19 protein-coding genes and 1 other RNA gene are annotated in these 19313 nt (G+C 37.2%); 2 read left to right on the forward strand and 18 right to left on the reverse strand.

Features of this window, described 5'->3' with window-relative positions; all coding sequences use genetic code 11:
- Nucleotides 1-53: 53 nt before the first annotated feature.
- Nucleotides 54-758, reverse strand: coding sequence for an ABC transporter permease (locus tag QRE67_RS23770; RefSeq protein ID WP_286122618.1), 705 nt, complete (start codon nt 756-758; stop codon nt 54-56).
- Nucleotides 751-1674: an ABC transporter ATP-binding protein gene (locus QRE67_RS23775; protein WP_286122619.1), complete on the reverse strand. Its 924-nt coding sequence runs from the start codon at nt 1672-1674 to the stop codon at nt 751-753. Before QRE67_RS23775 ends, QRE67_RS23770 begins: the two co-directional genes overlap by 8 nt.
- A gap of 160 nt (nt 1675-1834) precedes the next feature.
- Here QRE67_RS23775 and QRE67_RS23780 point away from each other — a divergent pair, with 160 nt between their 5' ends.
- Complete coding sequence (locus QRE67_RS23780; protein ID WP_286122620.1) at nt 1835-2554, forward strand: response regulator transcription factor; 720 nt, start codon at nt 1835-1837, stop codon at nt 2552-2554.
- Nucleotides 2545-3648, forward strand: coding sequence for a sensor histidine kinase (locus QRE67_RS23785; RefSeq protein ID WP_286122621.1), 1104 nt, complete (start codon nt 2545-2547; stop codon nt 3646-3648). The genes QRE67_RS23780 and QRE67_RS23785 overlap by 10 nt, the downstream gene beginning before the upstream one ends.
- A 34-nt stretch (nt 3649-3682) precedes the next feature.
- Here the strand turns inward: QRE67_RS23785 and QRE67_RS23790 are convergent, their stop codons facing one another.
- The 16 genes from QRE67_RS23790 to QRE67_RS23865 all read right to left on the reverse strand — a co-directional run bounded on the left by QRE67_RS23790 (nt 3683) and on the right by QRE67_RS23865 (nt 19247).
- Nucleotides 3683-3862, reverse strand: coding sequence for a hypothetical protein (locus QRE67_RS23790; protein WP_286122622.1), 180 nt, complete (start codon nt 3860-3862; stop codon nt 3683-3685).
- Between the two features lie 178 nt (nt 3863-4040).
- Nucleotides 4041-4934 (reverse strand): mechanosensitive ion channel family protein, encoded by an 894-nt coding sequence (locus tag QRE67_RS23795; protein WP_286122623.1) that lies wholly within the window; start codon nt 4932-4934, stop codon nt 4041-4043.
- 725 nt (nt 4935-5659) lie between these two features.
- The gene (gene glxB / locus QRE67_RS23800) at nt 5660-6043 is read right to left on the reverse strand and encodes a methylglyoxalase (protein WP_286122624.1); all 384 of its coding nucleotides are present in this window, start codon (nt 6041-6043) and stop codon (nt 5660-5662) included.
- A gap of 111 nt (nt 6044-6154) precedes the next feature.
- Nucleotides 6155-6433 carry an ArsR/SmtB family transcription factor gene (locus QRE67_RS23805; RefSeq protein ID WP_174099728.1) on the reverse strand — a complete coding sequence of 93 codons (279 nt, stop codon included), beginning with the start codon at nt 6431-6433 and terminating at the stop codon, nt 6155-6157.
- A gap of 547 nt (nt 6434-6980) precedes the next feature.
- Nucleotides 6981-7335, reverse strand: a transfer-messenger RNA (tmRNA) gene (gene ssrA / locus QRE67_RS23810).
- Between the two features lie 128 nt (nt 7336-7463).
- A complete protein-coding gene (gene smpB, locus QRE67_RS23815) occupies nt 7464-7931 on the reverse strand; it encodes an SsrA-binding protein (protein ID WP_286122625.1) in 468 nt (155 codons plus the stop codon).
- A gap of 213 nt (nt 7932-8144) precedes the next feature.
- On the reverse strand, nt 8145-10493 hold the full coding sequence (rnr, locus tag QRE67_RS23820) for a ribonuclease R (RefSeq protein WP_483298719.1): 2349 nt from the start codon (nt 10491-10493) through the stop codon (nt 8145-8147).
- A 389-nt stretch (nt 10494-10882) separates the two neighbouring features.
- Complete coding sequence (locus QRE67_RS23825) at nt 10883-11623, reverse strand: alpha/beta hydrolase (protein WP_286122627.1); 741 nt, start codon at nt 11621-11623, stop codon at nt 10883-10885.
- Nucleotides 11624-11823: 200 nt separating this feature from the next.
- Nucleotides 11824-12057 (reverse strand): preprotein translocase subunit SecG, encoded by a 234-nt coding sequence (secG, locus tag QRE67_RS23830; protein ID WP_286122628.1) that lies wholly within the window; start codon nt 12055-12057, stop codon nt 11824-11826.
- Between the two features lie 104 nt (nt 12058-12161).
- On the reverse strand, nt 12162-12854 hold the full coding sequence (locus QRE67_RS23835) for an LrgB family protein (protein ID WP_286122629.1): 693 nt from the start codon (nt 12852-12854) through the stop codon (nt 12162-12164).
- The gene (locus QRE67_RS23840; RefSeq protein ID WP_286122630.1) at nt 12851-13219 is read right to left on the reverse strand and encodes a CidA/LrgA family holin-like protein; all 369 of its coding nucleotides are present in this window, start codon (nt 13217-13219) and stop codon (nt 12851-12853) included. The genes QRE67_RS23835 and QRE67_RS23840 overlap by 4 nt, the downstream gene beginning before the upstream one ends.
- A gap of 445 nt (nt 13220-13664) precedes the next feature.
- Nucleotides 13665-14210, reverse strand: coding sequence for a hypothetical protein (locus QRE67_RS23845; protein ID WP_286122631.1), 546 nt, complete (start codon nt 14208-14210; stop codon nt 13665-13667).
- A 214-nt stretch (nt 14211-14424) separates the two neighbouring features.
- Entirely contained in the window at nt 14425-15717 is a 1293-nt protein-coding gene (gene eno / locus QRE67_RS23850) for a phosphopyruvate hydratase (protein ID WP_286122632.1), read from the reverse strand.
- Between the two features lie 32 nt (nt 15718-15749).
- Nucleotides 15750-17279 carry a 2,3-bisphosphoglycerate-independent phosphoglycerate mutase gene (gpmI, locus tag QRE67_RS23855; RefSeq protein ID WP_286122633.1) on the reverse strand — a complete coding sequence of 510 codons (1530 nt, stop codon included), beginning with the start codon at nt 17277-17279 and terminating at the stop codon, nt 15750-15752.
- Nucleotides 17276-18031, reverse strand: coding sequence for a triose-phosphate isomerase (tpiA, locus tag QRE67_RS23860; protein ID WP_286122634.1), 756 nt, complete (start codon nt 18029-18031; stop codon nt 17276-17278). The genes gpmI and tpiA overlap by 4 nt, the downstream gene beginning before the upstream one ends.
- 31 nt (nt 18032-18062) lie before the next feature.
- A complete protein-coding gene (locus tag QRE67_RS23865) occupies nt 18063-19247 on the reverse strand; it encodes a phosphoglycerate kinase (RefSeq protein ID WP_286122635.1) in 1185 nt (394 codons plus the stop codon).
- Nucleotides 19248-19313 lie beyond the last annotated feature (66 nt).

Consider the following 19313-nt stretch of genomic DNA (forward strand, 5'->3'; position numbering starts at 1 on the left):
TTTTTATTCCTCATTTCATTTTAAATTTGAATATTATTCCACCTTCACTTTATTTAGGCCACATCAATTTTGTCTACTTTATGATAAGAAAGATAGCCAATTATAAGACCAAATAGACAGAATGCAATTGGTACTCCAATGAATTCGAACAAACTAACCGAACTACCGCCATTAGAAACAGTTGAGTTAATCAAAAATCCAATTAATACAGCTGAAGTAATTGTTGTAGCAGTTGATTTTTTTCTCATACCAAAATATAAAGGAATCAGGCTTACTCCAGCCATCATAAATGCGTTAATACAAGTAGTTGGAACTGTAGCGATTATTTCATTCATACTAACAGGTGTTTCAAAGAATCCTATAATTGGATTTAAGAAGAAAGTTAACATACTTATAATAAAAGTAGTAATAATTATGCTAAAAAAACAAAATCCAAAGACAATTGATAACTTGGCTTGAAGTAATTTTTTCCGTTGTAGTGGATAGGTAAACACTAATTGAATCGTTTTGCTCTTATATTCATCAATTACTAAACGTGATAAAATTACACTTGAAAAAATGATAAATGTTATTCTAATAAGAATATCCGTTAAAGCCATGAATCCCGCATAATCTGGAAACATTTGCTCACTCTCACCTTTAGACTCTACTGCCATAAGACCGACAGCAGCGAAAATTCCCAAAATGCATATTGCTAATCCTTTAAAATAACTAGATAAGTGATGTTTTTGCCACTCTAGTTTCATAAGTTCAAACATGTTGACCGCCTCCATTAATAAGGTTTAAGAAGTACTCTTCTAAATTGTGTTGTCTTTTTTCAATTCCGTTTACGACGACTTCATTCATAATCAATTCTTTATTGATTTGATATTGAGAAATTTCTTGGTCAAAAATCCGAATCGTATTCTGGTCTACTATTTCATACTTTTTGATTCCTAATTTACCTTCCAGTACTTGTGTCGTTTTTTGCAAATTGTCTACTTCGATTTCAAGATATTCGACATTTTCTTTTCTGATTTCTTCCATTTTCACTTCTTTTATGAATTTCCCATGATTAATAATGCCAATCGTATCTGCGATAGATTCAATTTCTGAAACAATATGACTTGAAATTAAAATGGTAATTCCATATTTCTCTTTTAAAAGTAACAAAAGTTCGCGAATGTCTTTAATACCGATTGGATCAAGTCCATTGATAGGTTCATCAAGAATTAAAATCTCCGGTTTCGTAACAATCGCTCGTGCAATCCCTAATCGTTGCTTCATCCCTAAAGAAAATTCATGAATTTCTTTATTTTCCACATCTTTAAGACCGACAATTTCCAAAGCTTCATTGACCGCTCTTTTATCATGATAGCCAATGTATTTACAGTGAAAGTCTAAATTTTCCTTTGCTGTTAGCCGGTCATAAAACACTGGGTATTCAATGATGCTGCCTATTTTCTTTAAATATTGATAAGATGTTGGTAAAACAGGCTGATTTAATACTACGATTTCACCAGAAGATGGTTTTACTAAATTTAAGATCATCTTCATAATGGTTGTTTTTCCAGCCCCATTCGGGCCTAAAAACCCATAAATTTCTCCCTTGTTAATTTTCATATTGACATTAGAAACTGTTTCAGTTCCCTTAAATGTCTTACTTAACTTATTTATTTGAATAACCGATTCCACTCATATCCCCTCCTGCGTTTATATTGCCGTGTTACAATAAGCTTAATAAATGAAAGTAAAATCAAAGTAAACGCTATGGAAAATGCTTGTAATATTTTTATTAGAGTAAACACATACAGAAAATAAATTGGTATGATGGGGTTGAAATGGGGGGATCAACATGGAATCTGCAAAAATATTAGCAGTAGATGATGAAATTGGTATATTGAAATTACTAGAAATCACATTAAAGAAAGAGAACTTCATTCATATAGACACCGCATCAACGGGTAAAGGTGCACTACAGCGTATTAAAGAAAAAGTATATGATATTATTTTGCTCGATATTATGCTCCCAGATATAAGTGGATTTGAACTATGTACGGAAATGCGAAAACATACAAATACACCTATTATTTTTATTAGCGCGCGTTCTACAGACTTCGATAAATTAATGGGGTTAGGAATAGGTGGAGATGATTATATTACAAAACCTTTTAATCCTTTAGAAGTCATTGCTCGAATAAAAGTCATCCTTCGTCGCCAAAAAATGTATGAAAATTCACAGCAACAGGACACTTTATACGATTATGACTACTTCACTTTTAATCCTGAATCTGCAACATTAACAGTTAAAAATCAACCAGTAGAATGCACAGCAAAAGAGCTGGAGTTACTACATTTCTTTTGCAAAAATCCGAATCGTATTTTCACGACTGCTCAGCTCTACGAATTCGTATGGGGAAATGATGTTTTTGGAGAAGAAAAAACCGTCACGATCCATATATCCAAGCTACGGAAAAAACTTGGTGATGATACACGTAAACCAAAAATCATTGTAAATTTACGAGGAATTGGCTATAAACTCATCCCTCCAAATGAGGCGTTTATATGCGAATAAAAACTCGATTTACTTTCCATTTAGCATTAGGACTTGTTTTTTGGATGCTTGCAACTGGTTTCGGCATTGTCATTATTATTGAAGGTATTCTTCCACTGTTTGATATCATTTTTAGTACAAATGATGAAGGTTTGCTCTCGGCTTGGATTTTTGGTATTAGTACAATTATTTGTATTGGTTTGTTTGGATGGTATTTTGGTGGTCCGATTGGATTCATAATGGCCTGGATTCATCAACTCTCACAAGAAAACTACGAGCAACCTGTAGATTTGCAAAAAATTTATACTAAAAAAGGAAAACTTCGTATGCGTTACCTTCTGTATCAGGAGGTACTTCAACACCTCCAATTATTAGCTGTAAAATTACAAGCTGCTGAAATAGAAAGGGAAAAAATAGAGAATGCCAAACAAGAGTGGATTGCTGGTATTTCTCATGATTTAAAAACGCCTTTAACATATATCAAAGGTTACTCAACGCTTTTATTGAATGATGAGTATGAGTGGTCAAAGGAAGAGGTTCATTCTTTTATTCAAGAAATTGACGATAAAGGAAAACATATGGAAGAATTAATTCAAGACTTAAGCCTCGTATTACGACTCAATAACACTAACGGTGCGCTACCTTTAAACAAGAAGAATCAAGATTTAGTTGAATTTACAAAAAGGGTTGTTGCCAGCATTAGTCATAATCCACAAGCAAGTAACTATAAACTGCACTTTAAAACGGATACACCTGTGATTAACGTTGAATTTGATCATAAATTCATGCAACGTATTTTACAAAACATTCTAATGAATTCCATTTTGCACAATCCTGAACATACCGATATATATACACGACTTTCCGACAAAGGTGAAAATGTAGTGATCCACATTATGGATAATGGTGTTGGCATATCCACTCATATGATAGAAAATCTCTTTCAACAATATTACCGTGGCACAACAACTGATTCCTCCTCTGATGGCACTGGACTTGGAATGGCAATTGTCCATAAACTTGTTCATGCTCATGATGGTACAATCTCTGTTGAGAGCGAACTTTCTAAAGGGACATCATTCAATATTATATTACCGAAAAAAGGACGTTCATAAGACAATAGATCTTAAAACGTCTTTCTTCTATTATTTACAATTCTTCAAATAGCAAGAAATGAACAGCATACATTGATAATTGTTCAACACCAATTTTTTCTGCTGTCCGATATGGCACTCCACCTTGTATCAATACATCTTTTACAAAAGCAATCGCCATTATTCCAAAACATGCTGCTAGCGCTATAAGCTTGCCGCAAACAAAAAGAACCATAAATGAGCACAATTCTTGCTACAGAATTACGCCCGAGTGCGGAAGTTACTTTTTTTAGGAGATATTGTTTAAACCCTTAAGCTCATCGAAATCTGCCGGTCTACAAACCCAAATTCTAAATATAATTTGCAATCGCGCCTCATGAACTGACCTAGGACCTCCAATCAGCTAGTTTTCTTTACCTGCTTGGTGAAAGCTGCTCTCCAGGAATCTCCTGTAATTTTTCAGTATGAACGAACATGTTCGCTGTTGGCATTTGTACTTGATTCTTATGGAATATAGACATTAGTACAAACCTTACTTGCCTGGAAGTTTCAAAATACTCTTCAGGTTTAACCAAGCCTACAATACAAAATTCGTACCCAACATATTTAAGGTTTGGATTTAAGTCTGTAATACCAATATATTGAAATGGTTCAACAGCCTCGTCCTCTATCCTATATAGGCTTTGATCCAATTTTTCATTGCAGATAACACTTACTTTTTCTAACAATTCCTTTATTCTTGTAGGATCTTCCTGATAACTTACCGTAATCCGTTCAATAACCCGCATCCAGCCTTTTTTAAAATTTTGTATCGTTCTAATCTCTCCATGTGGGATGGTAAGGAGTTTTCCCGACCATTCACGAATTTGCATAAAGCGAATACTGATTTCCTCAATGGTACCTGAACTTGTTCCGTTAAAAGTAACAAAATCGCCGACACGAAACTCTTTGTCCGTTAATCTTGCGAACCCTAATATAACATCTTTTAGCATCTGTTGTGCAGCAAAACCGACGATAACTCCGGCAATCCCTGCACCTGCAAGAATACCTTTTATATCTACAAATTGACTAATTAGATAAATAACAAGGCTGATCATAATTCCATACCTAAAAATTGATCGAATTACACTTTGAATCGTCTGTTCTACTTCTTCATCAAAAAAACTTGACTTCCTAAAGAACCAATCAATAATACGGTTTATGACAAAGGAAAAGGTCATGAGAACCAAAGCAAATAGTGTAAATCTTAAAAGTAAAAACTTCCTTACATAATTAAAAAATTCCTCAGTAAAAGTTAATAAATCCATCCATCCACTTCCTTAAAAATGAAAATTTCATGCAAAGCTGATTTATTGTAAATACTTTTTAATCATCTCAAAATTTCTTCCAGGATCATCTGTTACCTTGACCTTAAATATTGTTTCCTTAACTATGTATTCTGATTTTTATTCCCAGTTCATCTTCAACAATATGGCCCGATTGTGGAATAGGATGACCTGCATTTTTTTAACAACTTTATTATTTTTTTTGTCACTTAACAAGAAGAGTAATTCGCGTTTGTTAGCTCTTGAATTAAATAAGCTTGTTATTAATTTAGAAATTCATTTTCTATGATACAACTAGATTTTTCAAACAACTTTAGAAAGTGTTGCTTTAAAATAAAGTTTGATCAAATTGATACTAATAACCTTGATAAACGATCATAGAAAAGAGCGTGTTTTGAAAAAAAGATTGATCAAAACAATGGCTTCCTTCTAGTTTAGGAACTACTTTTTATAAAAAAGTTTGATTATTTTGATGTTCCTTGTTCAACTAACGGGGTCGTAAGTTGAAGTGAACATATTCACAATGTTACATTTCCATTGTGGAATGATAACAACCTCATTTAATTTTAGACCTTATAAACATATAACCCCATCCTAAAAGTAGGACAGAGTTAACATAAGTGTTTTTATTTTATGATAAAAAACACTTCACCTAACTTAAAACTTGCCAATAAATTCGTTTAGTACTAGGTTACTTCGTCATGAAGTTACTTCTGCACTATCTGAATAAAGTTGCCGCATGTATCGTCAAAGACAGCTATTGTGACTTCGCCCATTTTTGTCGGCTCTATAGTAAACTTCACGCCTTTTTCCAATAATCGTTCGTACTCTTTATGAATATCTGTAACACCAAACATTGTTGCTGGGATGCCTTCAGCAAATATTTTCTTTTGATACTCTTTTGCGGCAGGATGTTCATTCGGTTCGAGTAAAAGCTCAGTACCGCCCTGATCATCAGGAGAAACAAGCGTTATCCACCTAAATTTTCCTACGGGAACGTCCTCCTTTTTTACAAACCCTAGCTTTTCTGAATAAAACTCCAGTGCCTTGTCTTGATCTTGTACGAATATACTAGTAACAACGATTTTCATATTGTGTTTGCCTCCCTTTTTATTTGTGACGCATAGTGCTGTACTAACAGTCTGGTTTCACGCAAAACAACCCACACATTCGTCAGAAAGTCCTGTTACGATATTATAAAATTACTCTATCCATCCTTTCAGTAAGTTTTTAAGTGGTTCGTTGTTAAACATAAGTACTCGATATTTTCCCTTTCGCATTGATTTTACGAGCCCTGCATCTTCCAATGTAGTAAGATGTTTAGCGATCGCCTGTCGCGAAATGGAAAGGTCGTGCTTCATAATAAGACGTGCCGTAAGTTCATACAACGTCAGCTCGTTGCGTTCGGATAGTTCGTCTAATATAAGCCGCCGAGTCGAGTCGCCAAGTGCTTTGAATATAGCGTCTTTGTCCCAATTCATATATCAAGTATAAGCAACCATATGGTTGCCGTCAACAATAGGCAACTGTAAAGTTACATGATAAAGGAACCGTATTATGCAATCTTAACAAGTTAAAGTCACATAATTGTAATTTTGAACCATTACAGAAATATAAACTGAATTTCAACAAAAAAGTGCATCAATCCTCAATGGGGATCAAGTTAAATTTATAAGCACCTTGTATGTCTTTTATTTTTAACACGTTCTTATTCAACTATCCTGCTTCTATAGTTAAAGAAAAAAATCCTGTAGAAAAAAACAGGATTTTTAAACAAACTTTATTATAAATTATCAATCTTTATTTTAAATAATCGAACTTTTTTTAATATGATCAATCTTTTTTATAAAGCTACAGAAAGCTTCTAAAGTTGTTTGAGCTAAAATTAAATAACTTTATTATCAGTATACATATACTCTATTTTTGGAACCATAACTTTGCCAAAAAACAAAAAGAACCATAACCTTGCCATTTCGGCAAAGTTATGGTTCAAATCACACAAAAATAAAAAAACCACCAAATATGTATTGGTGGAGACGGTGGGAGTCGAACCCACGTCCAAAAATATCGGCACTTAAGCTTCTACGAGTGTAGTCGATATATTGGCATTTCGCGAACTCTTCGGCCTATCGACAGGCTTCTGAATTGCTAGTCTGATTATTCTCTTCCTTCGCCCTCAGACGGCGAACTCCGGCGTAGCTCACTTAGTTTGAGTCCCTTACCCTACCACATGAGCGATGGAGGGAGGAACCTTTAGTGCAATTAAGCAGCTAAAGAAAGATTGTTTTGTTTGCCAGTTATTGGCTGTGACGTTTTAACGAGGCCGATCCCCTCGACTCGCAACTTAAGCTCGAACTATCCCTGTCGAATCCGTAACGTCCCCATGATAGAAATGGAGCGCACGAAGAAGTATTCGTGATAGCTACTAATGAGCTGTTTTTCAAAGTTCAACTGACCTTACAAGAATTATTATAGCATACGTTCGTCGTTTTACAAATGTAAATTTCTGTATTACATTTTTTGACGATCGCGGAATGCACGTGCAATTTCACGTTTTGCTTCTTTCTCTTTTAAATCATGGCGCTTATCATATTGTTTCTTACCTTTTGCTAAACCAAGTGCCATTTTCGCAAATCCATTTTTCAAATAGATTCTAACTGGAACTAACGAATAACCTGTCTCTTTTGAATAACCCATAAGCTTTTCGATTTCTTTTTTATGAAGAAGTAACTTTCTTGTGCGAAGCGGATCGTGATTGAAACGATTCCCTTGTTCATATGGACTAATGTGCATATTGTGCACCCATACTTCACCATTTTGCACACGTGCGAACGCATCCTTTAAGTTAACACGCCCAGCGCGAATTGCCTTAATTTCCGTTCCTTGAAGGACAAGCCCTGCTTCGTATGTTTCTTCAATGAAATAATCATGAAATGCTTTTTTATTCTGTGCAATAACCTTACCGCTACCTTTTGGCATTATCTGTCCCTCCTCTATTTTTACTATTGTAACAAAAGATAATGAAAAGCGGAAGTGGCTCGCTCAGAATGTGAGGGGGATGGAGCTTCTAACTTAGAGGCGCTCTTTGCCTCTAAGTCAGAAGCGAAGCCACCAAACATTCTAGCCACTGGAGCTGGATCCCATAAAAAGCGAAAGTGGCCCGCCTGTAATTAAAACGAAGCCACCATCTTCTTACTTACGCTTTTTCTTTTTCTTCTTAAATCCTGGTACATTCTCAAAGAATGGCTTTTTCTTCTTGCCATCTTTTTGCGCTGGGCGACCAGATGATCCATTTCCTTGACCACCGCGTTCATTATTACGTCCACCACTGCGTCCACTGCCGCGCCCTTCGTTACGTTCGTCGCTGCGTCCGTTACGTTTCCTTCTGCCGCCTTTTGGCTGTTCAATGACAACCGGACGATCTTTATATTTACGTTTCACACTGCCTTTCATGCCAACGATTTCAAAGTCGATTGCACGCTCTTCTTTGTTGACATTGACAACGCGAATCGTAATTTCGTCACCGATGCGGAAGATGTTACCTGTACGCTCACCAATCATCGCAAAATGCTTCTCATCATAGCGATAATAATCATCTGTTAAATAACTAACATGGACAAGACCTTCAATTGTATTTGGCAGTTCGACAAATAAACCAAAGTTTGTGACAGAGCTAATCATACCGTCGTACTCTTCACCAATCTTATCAAGCATATATTCTGCTTTTTTCAGTTCATCTGTTTCACGTTCTGCTTCAACAGCACGGCGCTCCATATTAGAGGAATGCTCAGCGATGTCCGGTAAATTTTCACGCCATTTCGCTTGCGTTTCGTTATCTACTTTACCGTTAATGATATACGTGCGGATTAATCTATGCACAATTGAATCTGGATAACGACGAATTGGTGAAGTGAAGTGCGTATAGAATTCTGTTGATAAACCGAAATGGCCTAGGCTATCCGCGTCATAACGAGCTTGCTTCATAGAACGAAGCATAACTGTTGAAATCACCACTTCTTCTGGCTGCCCTTGTACCATTTCAAGAATTTGTTGCAGAGCACGAGGATGTACTTCATTCGCACGCCCTTTCACCGCATAACCAAAGTTTGTTACAAACTCGAAGAAACGTTCTAGTTTATCTTCTTTCGGATCTTCATGAACACGATACATAAACGGCACGTTCATCCAGTGGAAATGTTCTGCCACTGTTTCATTAGCAACAAGCATGAATTCTTCAATTAACTTTTCAGCTACAGAACGATCACGCATAACAACGTCTGTTGGTTTTCCATCTTCATCTACTAATACTTTTGCTTCTTTGAAGTCAAAGTCGATTGCACCGCGTCTCATGCGTTTTTCGCGTAAGATTGATGCTAACTTACCCATCTCTTGGAACATCGGCACAAGTGGCTCGTAGCGCTTCAATAACGCTTCATCTTCATCCTCTAAAATGCTTCTTACATCAGAGTATGTCATACGCTCTGTTGTTTTAATAACACTTTGGAAAATCTCATGATTGACAACATCACCGAGATGGTTAATTTCCATTTCACAAGAAAGTGTTAGACGATCTACTTTCGGATTTAACGAACAGATTCCGTTTGATAAACGATGTGGAATCATTGGAATTACACGATCAACAAGATACACACTCGTCGCTCTCTCCGCAGCTTCACGATCAATTGGAGATCCTTCCGTCACATAATGACTCACGTCCGCAATATGAACGCCAAGCTTATAGTTACCGTTCTCAAGCTTCGTTACCGTTACCGCATCATCTAAATCTTTGGCATCTGCACCATCAATTGTAACAATGACTTCATCACGTAAATCACGACGATCTTTTAAATCTTCTTCTGAAATTGTTTCTGGTACACTGTTTGCGTGCTCCATTACATCTTCTGGGAAGGCTAATGGTAAGTGATGCTTGTGAATCACAGATAGAATATCTACACCTGGATCATTTTTATGGCCGAGAATTTGAATGACTTCACCTTCCGCACTTAAACGATCTTGCGGATAACTTGTGATTTTCACAACTACTTTATGACCATCTACCGCACCCATAGAAGCACTTTTCGGGACAAAAATGTCACTTGTCCATCGCTTATTATCAGGAAGGACAAACCCGAAATTTTTAGACTCTGTATATGTACCGACCAATTCTGTTGTGCCACGCTCTATAATGCGAATAATCGTACCTTCTTGGCGAGAACCACTCGATTGTGAATTAACGCGAGCTAACACTGTATCACCGTGCAGTGCACCGTTTAATTCTGTCGGCGGAATGAAAATATCATCTGTCTTTTTTTCTTCTGGTACAACAAACGCAAACCCACGTGCATGTCCAATTACTTTACCACGCATCAAATTCATCTTTTCCGGAAGACCGTAACGATTGCTACGTGTACGAACAACGAACCCTTTTTCCTCCATCATAACTAGTGCCTTTACAAAGTCTTTAAAACCAGCTGAATCTTGAATACCAAAAGCTTCTTCTAACTCTTGTATCGTCAGTGGCTTATACGCTTCTTCTTTCATGAATAACAACAACTTATCAATATGTTCTTGAATAATTTCTTCCAAGCACAAATACCTCCTTTAAACCCTTATATTATTTAGTGTATCCGAAATACGGCATATGTATAAAGTGAAACTTCCATAAACCCTTGTTTTTCATCATTTATTCTGCTGCTTCATTCTCATCTTAAAAGTTTATTTCTATATAAATCCATTTCGATTTACTGATACCTAAGTCGCGGCTATGAAAATAAAAGAAGATCTCCACTCATTTTCTCCTTTTGTTTTCACTTGGCATGGGACTAAAAAAGGCCCTGACCGCCTCTATCCATGGTCGGACGCTCTCCACCACCCACAAAAGAATGGTTTTACGTCCTTTTTTTCCTATGAAAAAAAGAGGCAACTAGATCTTACCAATCTAGTTGCTCCAAGAAGTCATATACATCTTCGTGTAGCTCATCACGCTGTTTATCAAGCGTAATAACATGCGTAGAGTCTTCATACCATTTGATTTCTTTTAAGCTTGATTCAACACCGTTATAAATGATATTTGCACTATCTGTATTAATCATTTCGTCATGGCGTGCTTGTACAACAAATGTTGGCGCATAAATCATATCGATATTATTGCGCACGTCACGAATTAATTCCTGCAGTGCTTTCAATGTATTCATCGGTGTCTGTTTGAATTCAAGCATCTCTGCGTTAATTTTCTCTGGTGATTTTTGCTCACGCTTTTTGTACTCACGTGCATACGCCAATATACCCTGATACATAATTTCTTCGCTCTTAATGTACATAGGGGCACACATTGGTACAACACCTAAAATGGGCATCGTATAAGCAAGTTTTAAAGAGAATACACCACCAAGTGATAATCCAACAGCAGCAATTTTCTCATATCCTTGATCTTTTAAATGTTGATATGCAGCCATCACGTCTTTCCACCAGTCTTCGGGACCTGTATGAACAAGCTGTTCTGGAGGCACACCATGACCTTTATAAATCGGGGCGTGGCAAGTGTAGCCTTTTTTCTCTAAGTAACGCCCGAGCATACGTACATCAGCTGAGTTTCCAGTAAATCCATGTAGTAATAAAACAGCACGGTCTCCACCTTCAAACGTAAATGGTTTTGGAGATGCTAATTTCATCTTCTTCTCCTCTTTCTCTCTCGTGTAATCTAGTCGTATTGTTTCTATCCTTAGTTTACCATAGTTCCATTTCCATAATCTAATTAGAAACTTTTTTCACATAATAAAATTAAACATGAATACAAAAAAAGAAGAACCATTAACACAAATGTGCTAACGCTTCTTCTTTTTTCATATCTTTTAAAAAGCAAAGCCTTAACTTATATGTTCAAGTACGTAACCCCAATTGTTAATGCGAAAAATAATACAGCAAGAACAATTGTAATGCGGTTTAAGACTGCTTCAATCCCGCGTGCTTTTTGCTTACCAAATAACTGCTCCGCACCACCTGAAATTGCACCAGAAAGACCTGAACTATTACTAGATTGCATAAGTACAAGCACAATTAATAAAATCGATACGGTAATAAGTAAAACTGATAATAACGTATGCACTTGGCGTACCTCCTACAAGAATTCAGTTATTTTAAATGTAGCATAAATCCTATAGAAAAGCGAGAGCCGTTCATGTAACTCTTATTCTTAATCATTTCATCATCTTACATAAAAAATGTTGCGAATAATGGACCGAGCAGGCATGTTAATATAGCTGTCAATGTCATTGTTACCGATCCAATCACACCTTCATGCTCATTATTTTTCATTGCACGCATAACGCCCATAATATGAGAAGCACAGCCAAAACCGATTCCTTTACCAACAGAATTTGTTACACGGCTCCATTTTAGTAAAAGCGGCCCTGTAATTGTTCCTGTAACCCCAGCCACAACAACGAACGCTGCGGTTAATGAAGGAATACCACCTACTTGTTCCGATACACTCATCGCAACTGGCATTGTCACTGATTTAGGTAATGAAGATAAAATTAAACTTTTATCTGTTCCCATAAGTGTCGCAATAACCAAGTCACTTGCAATTGCAACTGTTGTTCCAACTAGCACGCCCCCAGCAATCGGTACAACATATTTTTTTAAAACTTCACGTTGTTTATAAAGAGGAATTGCAAATGCTACAACACCTGGACCAAGCAATTTAGCAATCCAGCCACCACCACTTTGCATATACTGCTGATATGGTATATCTAACACTAATAATAAAACAATCATCAATGCTGTTGCTACAAGCATTGGAACTGTAAACGGTGTTGGTAGCCATTGATAAATTTTCTTAGATAATTGATATAGTAAGACTGTAAGAATAATCCAACCAATTCCGATTATTATATTACTCATTTCACTTCTTTTTCCTTTCTATTCGCAAGATACTGTCCTGTATGTCCTGCTACGATAATAATTAAAAATGTGCTTGCAACAATAGTAATGAAAAGGGAAATTCCTTTACTCATAAAAAAAGCACCGTAATTCATTAAACCAATCGTCGGTGGAATTAATAAAAACGGCATAAGAGCAACGAGCGTTTCTGCGCCTAAGTCGAACCATTTCACAGGAAGGACTTTTAGTCCTAGTAAGACAAGTAATAGAAACATTCCGATTAAACTCCCCGGAATTGGAATCTGTAACATCTCTTGCACCCATGTCCCAATCATGTAAAACACATAAAGAGCTGCAACTTGGACAATAATCTTTGTAAATTTCATGCTCCATCATCCTTCATAATATATACGATCTTCTGTTAGCTTCCTTATCATAGTATAAATTGTAAAAACCTGCAATTTATCAACTTGACAAAGAAAACGGTATATGTTATGCGCTTACAACGTTGATATGACTGCGTTTCCGAGTGAAATTTAAGTCAAAAACATTGACCTAATATAAAAAGTTTATATTTTCTGAATTTTAGGATTTGCTATTCTAGGAAAGAACTCACCATCAAAGTGGATATGTTCTCAAAATATATAAATGTGCAACATCCCAATGTGGATAGACCTCTTTAAATATATTAATCGAGTTCACAATATCCCTATAATCTTGTCCTTAATAAAGAGGATATGATCAAAACCTTGTCCAAAAGAAAGCATAAAAAAACACTAAGACGTTACTTAGTGTTCTTCTTCAGGCAATAAAAAATCACTCTATTTTTATTTATATTTTATATAGTGCATGATATACTACATCACAAAATTCTTTACTTCCATGTACTCTAAAGATTATCTCCTTCTCAAATTCAATTGTTAGCATCCAATCTTTATTTCTTCCAATAAGCCCCGTATAACTTGTCCCTCCTTCAACTGCGCTGTTTTCTGTTAATAGGTAATACAACGGAAATAGCGCGTAGCTCTTGTCTGCTCTCTTTAAGCTATATGTCCCAATACCTTCTACTTCCCTTGCAATATTATCGTGAACATTAACGTTAAAATAGTAACACCCTTCATTTAGTCCTGTTTTTCTACACCCTTCCAATATAGCTGTATTTAACTCATCTGGAGAAAAAGTGGCGGGTTTGGAGTTGTGGACAATTGAATAGAATGTTGTATGATGTTTGGCTAAATTGACTGAATATAAAATAGTATTTACACCAAAGTAGCAGTCTTCCAGAAAATCAATTGGAAAAATATATTTTTCTAACCATTCTGTAATTTCATTAGACTCTTCATTATCTATTGCTGTACTCAGTTTAACTATTCTCACGAACCTATTCCTCCTCTTGATGTAAACATTTTCTATTCGTATCATTTTACATGTCATAGGTCCATTATATTTGATTCTTTTATTAAACTATGCAAATAAACGGTATATTCATGCCTCTTATTGACTCACATTCATTACAAATATACAAAAAACCTCCTATCATGATAGGAGGTTTTTTATTACTCAATTTAAACGGTTAGAAACCATGTTTAAATTATTTTTTAAGGTTGTAGAAAGATTTTAAACCATCGTAAACAGCGATTTCGCCTAGTTCGTCTTCGATGCGTAATAATTGGTTGTATTTCGCAATACGGTCAGTACGGCTCATAGAACCAGTTTTGATTTGGCCAGCGTTAGTTGCAACTGCGATGTCAGCGATTGTAGCATCTTCAGTTTCACCAGAACGGTGAGATACAACTGCTGTGTAACCAGCACGTTTAGCCATTTCGATTGCTTCGAAAGTCTCAGTTAAAGTACCGATTTGGTTAACTTTAATTAAGATTGAGTTAGAGATACCTTTTTCGATACCTTCAGCAAGTTTTTGAGTGTTAGTTACGAATAAATCGTCACCAACTAATTGAACTTTTTTGCCAAGACGGTCAGTTAATAACTTGTGGCCATCCCAGTCGTTTTCGTCTAAACCATCTTCGATAGAGATGATTGGGAAGTCGTTGCAAAGACCTTCGTAGAAATCAACCATTTCTGCAGAAGTTAGGACACGGCCTTCGCCTGCAAGGTCATATTTACCAGTTTCTTTGTTGTAGAACTCAGAAGAAGCAACGTCCATTCCTAAGAATACGTTCTCGCCAGCTTTGTAACCAGCTTTTTCGATTGCTTCGATGATTACTTCTAATGCTTCACGGTTAGAACCAAGGTTTGGAGCGAATCCACCTTCGTCACCTACTGCAGTATTAAGACCTTTGTCATGTAATACAGCTTTTAATGCATGGAATACTTCAGCACCCATACGGATTGCTTCTTTGAATGATGGAGCACCAACTGGTAAGATCATGAACTCTTGGAAGTCTACGTTGTTGTCAGCGTGAGAACCACCGTTGATGATGTTCATCATTGGAGTTGGTAATTGTTTTGCATTGAATCCACCAAGGTAACGGTATAATGGAAGACCTACGAAGTCAGCTGCTGCATGAGCTGCTGCCATAGATACACCAAGAATTGCGTTAGCGCCTAATTTACCTTTGTTTGGAGTTCCGTCTAATTCGATCATAGCACGGTCAATTCCAGCTTGGTCAGTTACGTCAAAACCAACGATTTCTGGAGCGATAATTTCGTTTACGTTATTTACTGCGTTAAGAACACCTTTACCTAAGTAACGAGATTTGTCACCGTCACGTAATTCTACTGCTTCGTATTCACCAGTAGATGCACCACTTGGTACTAGTGCGCGTCCGAATGCGCCGCTTTCTGTGTATACTTCTACTTCTACAGTTGGGTTACCACGAGAATCTAGTACTTCGCGAGCATAAATATCAATAATTGATGGCATAATATTTCTCTCCTTTTATATGTGTAATTAAATTATTTAATAATTGTTTTACCTGTCATTTCTTTCGGTTGTTCAACATCTAAAAGTGTAAGCATTGTTGGAGCGATATCTCCTAAAATACCGCCTTCACGAAGCTGTACATCTTCTTTTGTAACGATGAAAGGAACCGGGTTTGTTGTATGAGCAGTCATTGGCCCACCGTCAGAAGTTAACTCCTGATCAGCATTACCATGGTCAGCAGTAATAAGTGCTACACCATCTTTTGCAAGAATCGCTTCTACAACTTTTCCTAAACATTCGTCAGTTGCTTCTACTGCTTTAATTGTTGGTTCCATCATCCCAGAATGGCCAACCATATCACAGTTTGCAAAGTTTAAAATGATAACATCATGTTTATCATTTTCAATTTCATTTACAAGAGCATCTGTTACTTCATAAATGCTCATTTCAGGTTTCAAGTCGTATGTTGCGACTTTTGGTGAGTTAATTAAGATACGCTCTTCTCCTGGGAATTCAGCCTCACGACCACCGCTAAAGAAGAATGTAACGTGCGGATACTTTTCAGTTTCCGCGATGCGAAGTTGTTTTAATCCCGCTTGCGCAACAACTTCACCTAACGTATTATCCAAGTTCATTGGCTTGAATGCCACGTAACCTTTTACTGTTTCACTAAAGTGTGTCATACAAACGAATTCTGGAATGTGAGGTACTTTTTCACCACGATCGAACTCACGGAAGTCTTCGTTTGTAAATACACGTGCAATTTGAATTGCGCGGTCTGGACGGAAGTTATAGAAGATAACTGCATCATCATCATTGATTGTTGCAACTGGCGTGTTATCTTCATTTACCATTACAGATGGCAATACGAATTCATCATAGATCCCGTTTGCATATGAATCATCTACACACTCATATGCTGTTTTGTAAGTAGGGCCTTCACCATTCACCATAGCACGATAACATTTTTCAACGCGATCCCAGCGTTTGTCACGGTCCATGGAGTAATAACGACCAGAGATTGTCGCGAATTGTCCTACTCCTGTTTCTTTAATCACTTCATTTGTTGCATCGATATAACCTTTTGCTGTTTGTGGTCCAACATCGCGGCCGTCTAAGAATGCATGGATGTATACTTTCTCCACGCCTTCTTTTGCAGCTAAGCGAAGCAGAGCAAACATATGGTTCATGTGACTATGCACACCACCATCAGAAAGTAAACCAAATAAATGAAGAGCTGTACCTTTTTCTTTTACGTGTTTAATTGCATTTTTGAATGTTTCGTTCTTATCGAACTCACCTTCACGAATTGCAACGTTAACACGTGTTAAACTTTGATATACAGTGCGGCCGGCACCAATATTTAAGTGACCTACCTCAGAGTTACCCATTTGACCTTCCGGAAGACCTACCGCTTCACCGCACGCTGTAAGCGTTGTATGAGGGTATTGGTTCCAGAAACGATCAAAATTAGGTTTTTTCGCTTGTGCTACAGCATTCCCGTAAGTTTCTTCACGTAGTCCGAAACCATCAAGAATAATTAAAGCTGTTGGCTTTCTCATTTTACCGCCCCCAGAAGACCTAAGAAGGAAGCTGGCTCTAAGCTTGCACCGCCAACTAAAGCGCCGTCGATGTCAGATTGTGCCATGTACTCTTTAATGTTTTCTGGTTTTACGCTACCGCCGTATTGAATACGAACTGCTTCTGCAGCTTCCGAAGAAACAGCTTCAGCAACAACTTTACGGATGTGTGCACATACTTCGTTTGCATCTGCAGAAGAAGAAGATTTACCAGTACCGATAGCCCAGATTGGCTCATATGCGATAACAGTTACTTTTACTTGCTCTTCTGTTAAGCCTGCTAGTGCTTTTGTTACTTGACCTGCTACAAGATCAAATGTTTTTCCGCTTTCGCGTTCTTCTAATGTTTCACCACAGCAAACGATTGGTGTTAAACCATGTTCAAATGCTGCTAGTGTCTTTTTGTTTACTGTTTCGTCTGTTTCAGCAAACATTTCACGACGCTCAGAGTGGCCAAGTACTACGTAGCTCACTTTTAAGTCGCTAAGTGCTACTGGGCTAATTTCGCCAGTGAATGCACCATTTTTTTCGAAGTGCATGTTTTGTGCACCTACTTTTAAGTCAGTTCCTTCAGTTGCTGCTACAAGACGCTCTAAGAAAAGAGCTGGAGAGCAAACTACTGCATCAACAGCTGTAGCTGCTGGGATTTGACCTTTTACTTCCTCTACGAAGCTAACTGCTTCAGATAGAGTTTTATTCATTTTCCAGTTACCTGCGATAATTGGTTTACGCATGCTTTGCACCGTCCTTTTTCTTAGCTGCTGATTATTTGTCGTTAAGACAAACTACACCAGGAAGTTCTTTACCTTCCATAAATTCTAATGACGCACCGCCGCCAGTAGAAATGTGGCTCATTTTATCAGCCATGCCGAATTTTTCAACAGCTGCTGCAGAGTCACCACCGCCGATAACAGAGTATGTACCTTCTGCATCTGCTAATGCTTGTCCTACTGCTTTTGTACCTTCTGCAAATGGAGTCATTTCAAATACACCCATTGGTCCGTTCCATACAACAAGCTTAGAGTTTTTAATTACATCAGCATAAATTTCACTTGTTTTTGGTCCGATATCTACGCCTTCCCAATCAGCAGGAATAGAGTCGATATTCACGATTTTTGTTGTTGCAGTTTCAGAGAATTCCTCTGTGATTACAACATCAACTGGCATATAGAAGTTTACGCCTTTTTCTTTCGCAAGTTGCATAAATTCTTTTGCTAAGTCAATTTTGTCATTTTCACATAGAGATAGACCAATTTCATGACCTAATGCTTTTACGAATGTGTAAGCAAGACCACCACCGATGATTAGGTTATCAACTTTATCAAGTAGATGACGAATTACACCGATTTTATCTTTTACTTTCGCACCACCGATGATTGCTGTGAATGGACGTTCTGGGTTAGAAAGTGCTTTACCTAATACTTCTAACTCTTTTTCCATTAAGAAACCAGATACTGCTGGTAGGTAATCTGCGATACCTGCTGTAGAAGCATGTGCACGGTGTGCTGCGCCGAATGCATCGTTAACGAAGATGTCAGCAAGCGCTGCAAATTCTTTCGCTAGTTCTGCATCGTTCTTTTCTTCGCCCGCATAGAAACGTACGTTTTCAAGAACTAATACGTCGCCTTCGTTCATTGCTGTAACCATTTCTTGTACAGCTGGTCCGAATGCTTCGTCCGCTTTTTTCACGTCTTTACCAAGAAGCTCACCTAAACGTGCAGCTACTGGAGTAAGACGCATTTCTTCTACTACTTGGCCTTTTGGACGACCTAAGTGACTTGCTAAAATAACTTTCGCACCTTGCTCTACTAAATATTGAATTGTAGGAAGAGCTGCACGAATACGAGTCTCGTCTGTAACTTTGCCATCTTTCATAGGCACGTTGAAGTCAACGCGGCAAAATACTCGTTTACCTTTTAAATCTACGTCACGAATTGATTTTTTGTTCATTGGATTTCCCTCCGACTAGTTAGGATTGACAAAACCCATTCAAAAGCTTATCACATTTGCTTCTAA

Origin of the sequence: Bacillus sp. DX3.1, assembly GCF_030292155.1 — a bacterium.
Classification (GTDB): domain Bacteria; phylum Bacillota; class Bacilli; order Bacillales; family Bacillaceae_G; genus Bacillus_A.